Source organism: Acinetobacter sp. UBA2063, assembly GCF_002333245.1.
GTDB classification, from domain to species: domain Bacteria; phylum Pseudomonadota; class Gammaproteobacteria; order Pseudomonadales; family Moraxellaceae; genus Acinetobacter; species Acinetobacter parvus.
The window spans coordinates 1-5,954 of the sequence record NZ_DDAH01000131.1; the positions used below are offsets into that span (position 1 = coordinate 1).

Below are 5,954 nucleotides of genomic sequence, written 5' to 3' on the forward strand. Positions count from 1 at the left end.
TAGGTCGGGGAGGATGTCAACTATTTCATCAAACATCCCGTAAGATGGTTTGCCCTGTACGTGGATTGGTGAGCGTTACATTTTCCAAGGCATGGATTTGCCATAAATGATTCTGTCTTAACTGTGCTAACGTAATAAACTATTGAACATTAAGTATAAAACCACAGCGGTTGATCATTGATTGAGGATAAAGAATGAACTCATTGGAACAAAAGTTTCTAAATGACTTAGATGATAAGCTTTGGAAAGCCGCTGATAAATTACGTAGCAGCTTAGACGCTGCCAACTACAAGCATATTGTGCTTGGGCTGATTTTCCTAAAATATGTATCAGATGCTTTTGATGAACGTCAGTCTGAACTTAAAGATTTATTTGCTCAGGCGGATGATCACAACATCTATTACATGCCTCGTGATCAATACGACACAGAAGAGGAATATCAACAAGCAATCGCTGATGAATTAGAAATTATTGATTATTATCAAGAAAAAAATGTGTTTTGGGTGCCCAAAGCAGCACGTTGGGCAACATTACAAAATACAGCCGCTTTAGCCATTGGCTCGATTATTTGGCAAGATGTCAAACTGCGTTCTATCTCTTGGTTAGTTGATAATGCTTTTGATGAAATTGAGAAAGCCAATCCTAAATTAAAAGGTATTCTGAATCGTATAGGACAGTACCAGCTTGATAATGACAAACTGTTGGATTTGATCAATACTTTTTCGGACACGAGTTTTACCAAACCTGAATATAATGGCGAAAAACTGAGTCTGCACAGTAAAGACATTCTCGGGCATGTCTACGAATACTTTTTAGGGCAGTTTGCGTTAGCTGAAGGAAAACAAGGCGGACAATATTACACACCTAAAAGTATCGTGACCTTGATTGTAGAAATGCTGCAACCTTATAAAGGTCGAGTCTATGACCCTGCAATGGGTTCAGGCGGTTTCTTTGTTTCCAGTGAAAAGTTCATCGAACAACATGCACAGGAAAAGCACTACAAAGCATCTGAACAGAAAAAGCATATTTCGATTTACGGACAAGAAAGTAATCCAACCACATGGAAACTTGCTGCCATGAATATGGCAATTCGTGGCATTGATTTTAACTTTGGTAAAAAGAATGCCGATACATTTTTAGATGATCAGCATCCAGACTTGCGTGCTGATTTCGTCATGGCAAATCCACCGTTCAATATTAAGGATTGGTGGCATGCTTCACTGGAAAGTGATGTACGTTGGAAATATGGCACACCGCCACAGGGCAATGCCAACTTTGCCTGGATGCAGCACATGCTGCACCATCTATCACCAACGGGTAGTATGGCACTTTTGCTTGCCAATGGTTCGATGAGTTCCAATACCAATAATGAGGGTGAAATCCGTAAAAATCTGATTGAAGCCGATCTGGTGGAATGTATTGTCGCATTACCAGGGCAACTGTTTACCAATACGCAAATCCCTGCCTGTATTTGGTTTTTGACCAAGGACAAAAAGAATGGTTTGTCCCTGGATAAAAAGAAAGCCAATCGTGAAGGCAAGACTTTGTTTATTGATGCTCGCAACTTGGGCTATATGAAAGATCGTGTACTACGTGACTTTACCGATGCGGATATTGCTAAAATCACCAATGCTTTACATGCTTGGCAACAAGGTGAAAACTTTGAAGGCGAAGCGTATCAAGATGAAAAAGGCTTTTGTTTCTCGGCTGAGTTAAAAGATATTCAAAAGCATGACTATGTACTGACCCCAGGGCGTTATGTGGGTGCAGTCGAACAGGAAGATGATGGAGAACCTTTTGCCGAGAAGATGGCACGCTTAACAGGACAATTGAAACAGCAATTTGCTGAAAGTGCTGTACTGGAAAGTGAAATCAAAAAGAATTTAAAAGGTTTGGGTTATGAGTTTTGATCAACCGTTGCTGCTTGAGATTCAAAAAGGCGAAAGCAAAACGCTAGAGTTTAAACAGCAGTTACCGAAAGGACAGCAGATCGCCAAGACATTAATTGCCTTTGCTAATAGTAGTGGCGGTAAGTTGATTGTTGGAGTCACTGATGATCGGCAGTTGGTTGGGATTCAAGATGATATTTTCGAGTTGCAAGATAAAATCACCTCCATGATTTATGAGTTGTGTGCCCCACAACTTGCCGCACAAATTTATATTGAGAACATAGATGGTGTTGAGCTATTGGTTGTGGAAGTCGCACGAGGTAGTTTATTTCCGTATTACCTTAAACCAGTAGGACGTGAGCAAGGCACATATATCCGTCTAGGTGCAAGTAACCGTGTGGCATCGCCTGAGCATATTCAACAACTGGAATTGCAAAGGCTAAATATCAGTTTTGATGCCTTAGCCAATTATCAATACCCTTTGGAAAAGCTCAATTTAACGGTCTTGGAAGAAGCGTTCAAAGCTGCTGATAAAACACTGACTTTAGAAAAGATGTTGAATCTGAAACTGGTGATTGAAGAGCAAGGACAGCGTTATGCCAGTCATGGTTTATTGATCTTGCTCGGTCAATATGAGCATGTGATGACCCAATGCGCCCGATTTAAAGGCACAAATATGAGTGTGTTTTTAGACCGTAAAGAATACACAGGTGACTTGTTTTCTCAAATTGAACAAGCCGAAATTTTTATTAAAAATCATTTGTCTTTACGTGCTGAAATTCGTGGCTTAAAGCGTTATGACTATTTAGAAATTCCAGAAAATGCTATCCGTGAAGCCTTAGTCAATGCCTATGTACATCGGGATTACAGTAACTTTGGGCGCAATATCAAAGTCGCTATATATGATGATTTGGTCAATATTGTCTCCCCAGGCGGTTTACCCAATGGTTTAACCGAAGCAGATTTGTTGCAGGGACGCTCGGAAATTCGTAATCGGGTATTGGCTCGTGTGTTTCGAGAGCTTGGTTATATTGAGCATTGGGGCAGTGGTCTGCAACGGATCAAGCAGATGTGTGAAGCTGAAAAACTGGCAACGCCTGAATTTTTAGAAACCAATGATTTTTTTGATGTGAAGTTATATCGTCCTATGATTGAGTTGGAGGGTGGCTCAATCGGTGGCTCAATCGGTGGCTCAATCGAGCAAGAATTACTGACAGAGCGACAAACACAGATTTTAAATTTAGTTCAGCAGAATCCTAAAGTCTCCTATCGTGAAATGGCAGTACAGATTGGTATTAATGAGTCAGCTATTAAAAAGCATCTGAATCATTTAAAAGATGCTGGCTGGCTTGAGCGTGTCGGTGGTACTCGTGGCTATTGGGCGATTAAGAAAAAATTTAGGGGTGTTGTGTGAGTTTCATTGTTTTTGAAGAGTTATTTGAAATTCCCTTGCGGAATGGATTAACTAAACCGAAAAGAATTAGAGGGGAAGGATACAAAATGGTTAATATGGGGGAGCTTTTTGCTTACCCAAGAATTAACAATTTGGTGATGGATAGAGCCCCATTAAATGAAAAAGAAAAAGAAAGCTCTTTACTAAAGACAGGTGACCTCTTGTTTGCCCGCCAATCTTTGGTTAGAGAGGGCGCTGGTCAATGTTCAATATTCTTAAATGACCAAGAAGAAGTCTGTTTCGAATCACATTTGATTAGATGTAGATTAAAGCAAGATATTGCTAATCCTACTTTTTATTTTTATTTTTTCTCTAGTTGTTTAGGAAAAAAAATAATTAATACAATTGTCGAACAAGGAGCAGGTGCCGCAGGTATAAGAGGCTCAGATTTAGCAAAACTTATAGTTCCGAAGCCAAGCATTGTGATTCAAGAAAGAATAGCTAAAATTCTTTCTGACTTAGACGACAAAATCCATCTTAACAATCAAATTAACCAAACCCTAGAATCCATTGCTCAAGCCATTTTTAAAAGTTGGTTTATCGACTTTGAACCTGTACGTGCCAAAATTTCAGCAAAACAAACAGGGCAAGACCCTGAACTTGCTGCCATGTATGCGATTAGTGGAAAAAGTGAAGCTGAGCTTGAGCAAATGGCAAAGGAAGATTTTGCTGAGTTACAAGCAACGGCTGCGTTATTTCCTGATGAATTGGTTGAAAGTGAGTTGGGAGAGGTGCCGAAAGGTTGGAGTATCGCCAAAGTTGATGGTATTTTGAATAGAATAAAAATTAAAAAAAGATTTAAAAAAAATGATGTAAATGAATTTGGGCGAACTTTTGTTCTGGAACAAGGCTCAAATATTATTTTGGGGTTTCATAATGACGAAGGAAGTATTCCTGCTTCCAAAGAAGAGCCAGTATTTATATTTGGTGATCATACTTGTATTACAAAATTAATGTTAAGTAATTTTGATGTTTCTGAAAATGTGATTGCGGTTACAGGTAAAGAGAGAAATTCGTATTGGACTTATTATGCAATTAGGGATTTACAGAAATTTCAAGAGTATAGAAGGCATTGGATGGAATTGGTTTCAAAACAGGTTGTAATGGCAGACCTTAACTTAACTGATTATTTTGCTAAAAAAGTTAAGACGTTACATGAAGAGATTGAAAACTTTGTACATGAAAATTTAGTGCTTATAAATCTTAGAGATACTTTATTACCAAAATTATTATCGGGTGAGGTAGATGTATCGGATTTGCATGGTGAGGGGATAGATGGCTAAACCATTAAAGCAATGGAAATCTTATACCCAACAATTACAGCTTTTAGAAAGTCGGGGTATGATTGTCACAGATAATGCTAAGGCTTTAAATTATCTAGAGCGTGTGGGCTATTATCGTTTAAGTGGTTACTGGTATCCTTTTCGTCAGATAGATGTACAGGCATCTAAAGCACAAAATAAACCCATTCGAAAAAATGAATTTGTTCAACAAAGTAATTTTGAAAATATTGTCGATTTATATATTTTTGATAAAAAGTTGCGTCTTCTTGCTTTAGATGCTCTTGAACGTATTGAGCTGGCAGTTCGGGTAGATGTTGCTCATTTATTGGGGAAAAGAGATAGTAATGCTCATCAGATTGCGGACTGCTTACATGGTAATTTTACTAAAAAATTAATAAAGAACGGTAAAAATGCAGGTAAAACAGAACATGCAGTTTGGTTAGAAAAATATAATGCCCTACTTTACCAAGCACGCCGAGAACCTTTTATTGAACATCACAAAAAGCATTATGAGGGATGTGTTCCTGTATGGGTTGCAATCGAAATTTGGGATTTTGGTTTATTATCTCGTATGTATTCAGGGCTTAAATACCAAGATCAACAATGTATTGCTGAAAAGTATAATATAAAAAGCGGTGAAATATTTGCAAAATGGCTGAGAAGTCTAAACTTTGTACGTAATGTTGCAGCCCATCATAGTCGATTATGGAATATTAACATTTTAGAATTATCACCACAGGTTGATAATTGGCAACCTATGAATAATGCTCGCCCATTTTTTTATTTTTGCATTATTCAACATCTTTTAAAGAGGATTTGTCCAAACTCGACTTGGTCAGAACGTTTTAAGCAGTTATTGGCAGAGTTTCCACAGATAGGCAATGGTATGATTACTTTAGGAGACTTTGGGATAGCTCAAGAAGATTGGCAAGAATGGGAATTATGGCAGATTAGAAAATGAAAACCGATGCGTACATAAGCAGGGGCATCGGTCATATTGGTTAGAATAGTAATGTATAGTGCACAACTATGTCAAGTGGAACATCTTGTGGAACGGAATTTTTATGAACGAAACCCAACTTGAAAACCTCTGCTTGGACTGGTTCGCTGAAAATGGCTGGGAAGTCGTTCATGGTGTGGATATTGCACCTGACAGTAGCAATCCTTTACGTAAAGATTATAAGCAGGTTCTGATTGAATCAGATTTACAAACTGCTTTTGAACGCTTAAATCCACATTTGCCAGTGAGCTGTTTTGAGCAGGTTTTACAAAAACTCACTAAGCCTGAAAGTCTGGATTTAATCACCAATAACCGTGCTTTTCACCACA

The 5,954-nt window shown here is 38.3% G+C and carries 5 protein-coding genes and 1 pseudogene; 5 read left to right on the forward strand and 1 reads right to left on the reverse strand.

All coding sequences use genetic code 11. From position 1 onward, the window contains the following. Positions 1-28 precede the first annotated feature (28 nt). Positions 29-118 (reverse strand): annotated as a pseudogene (locus B4H32_RS06035) (DUF4440 domain-containing protein); the annotation flags it as partial. A 76-nt stretch (positions 119-194) separates the two neighbouring features. Here B4H32_RS06035 and B4H32_RS06040 point away from each other — a divergent pair. The 5 genes from B4H32_RS06040 to B4H32_RS06060 form a co-directional block, all read left to right on the forward strand. Continuing rightward, entirely contained in the window at positions 195-1,910 is a 1,716-nt protein-coding gene (locus B4H32_RS06040; RefSeq protein WP_004756106.1) for a type I restriction-modification system subunit M, read from the forward strand. After that, a complete protein-coding gene (locus B4H32_RS06045; RefSeq protein WP_286800897.1) occupies positions 1,900-3,303 on the forward strand; it encodes a helix-turn-helix domain-containing protein in 1,404 nt (467 codons plus the stop codon). The genes B4H32_RS06040 and B4H32_RS06045 overlap by 11 nt, the downstream gene beginning before the upstream one ends. Then, positions 3,300-4,625, forward strand: a complete 1,326-nt coding sequence (locus B4H32_RS06050; protein WP_262450747.1) for a restriction endonuclease subunit S — start codon at positions 3,300-3,302, stop codon at positions 4,623-4,625. The genes B4H32_RS06045 and B4H32_RS06050 overlap by 4 nt, the downstream gene beginning before the upstream one ends. Beyond that, positions 4,618-5,586, forward strand: coding sequence for an Abi family protein (locus B4H32_RS06055; protein WP_004681762.1), 969 nt, complete (start codon positions 4,618-4,620; stop codon positions 5,584-5,586). Before B4H32_RS06050 ends, B4H32_RS06055 begins: the two co-directional genes overlap by 8 nt. 103 nt (positions 5,587-5,689) lie before the next feature. Further along, on the forward strand, positions 5,690-5,954 hold a 265-nt coding region (locus B4H32_RS06060; protein WP_286800898.1), incomplete at its 3' end, for a type I restriction endonuclease.

Coding starts and splice junctions, on each gene's coding strand:
- B4H32_RS06040 (WP_004756106.1), top strand. CDS start 195: ATGAACTCATTGGAACAAAAGTTTCTAAATGACTTAGATGATAAGCTT.
- B4H32_RS06045 (WP_286800897.1), top strand. CDS start 1,900: ATGAGTTTTGATCAACCGTTGCTGCTTGAGATTCAAAAAGGCGAAAGC.
- B4H32_RS06055 (WP_004681762.1), top strand. CDS start 4,618: ATGGCTAAACCATTAAAGCAATGGAAATCTTATACCCAACAATTACAG.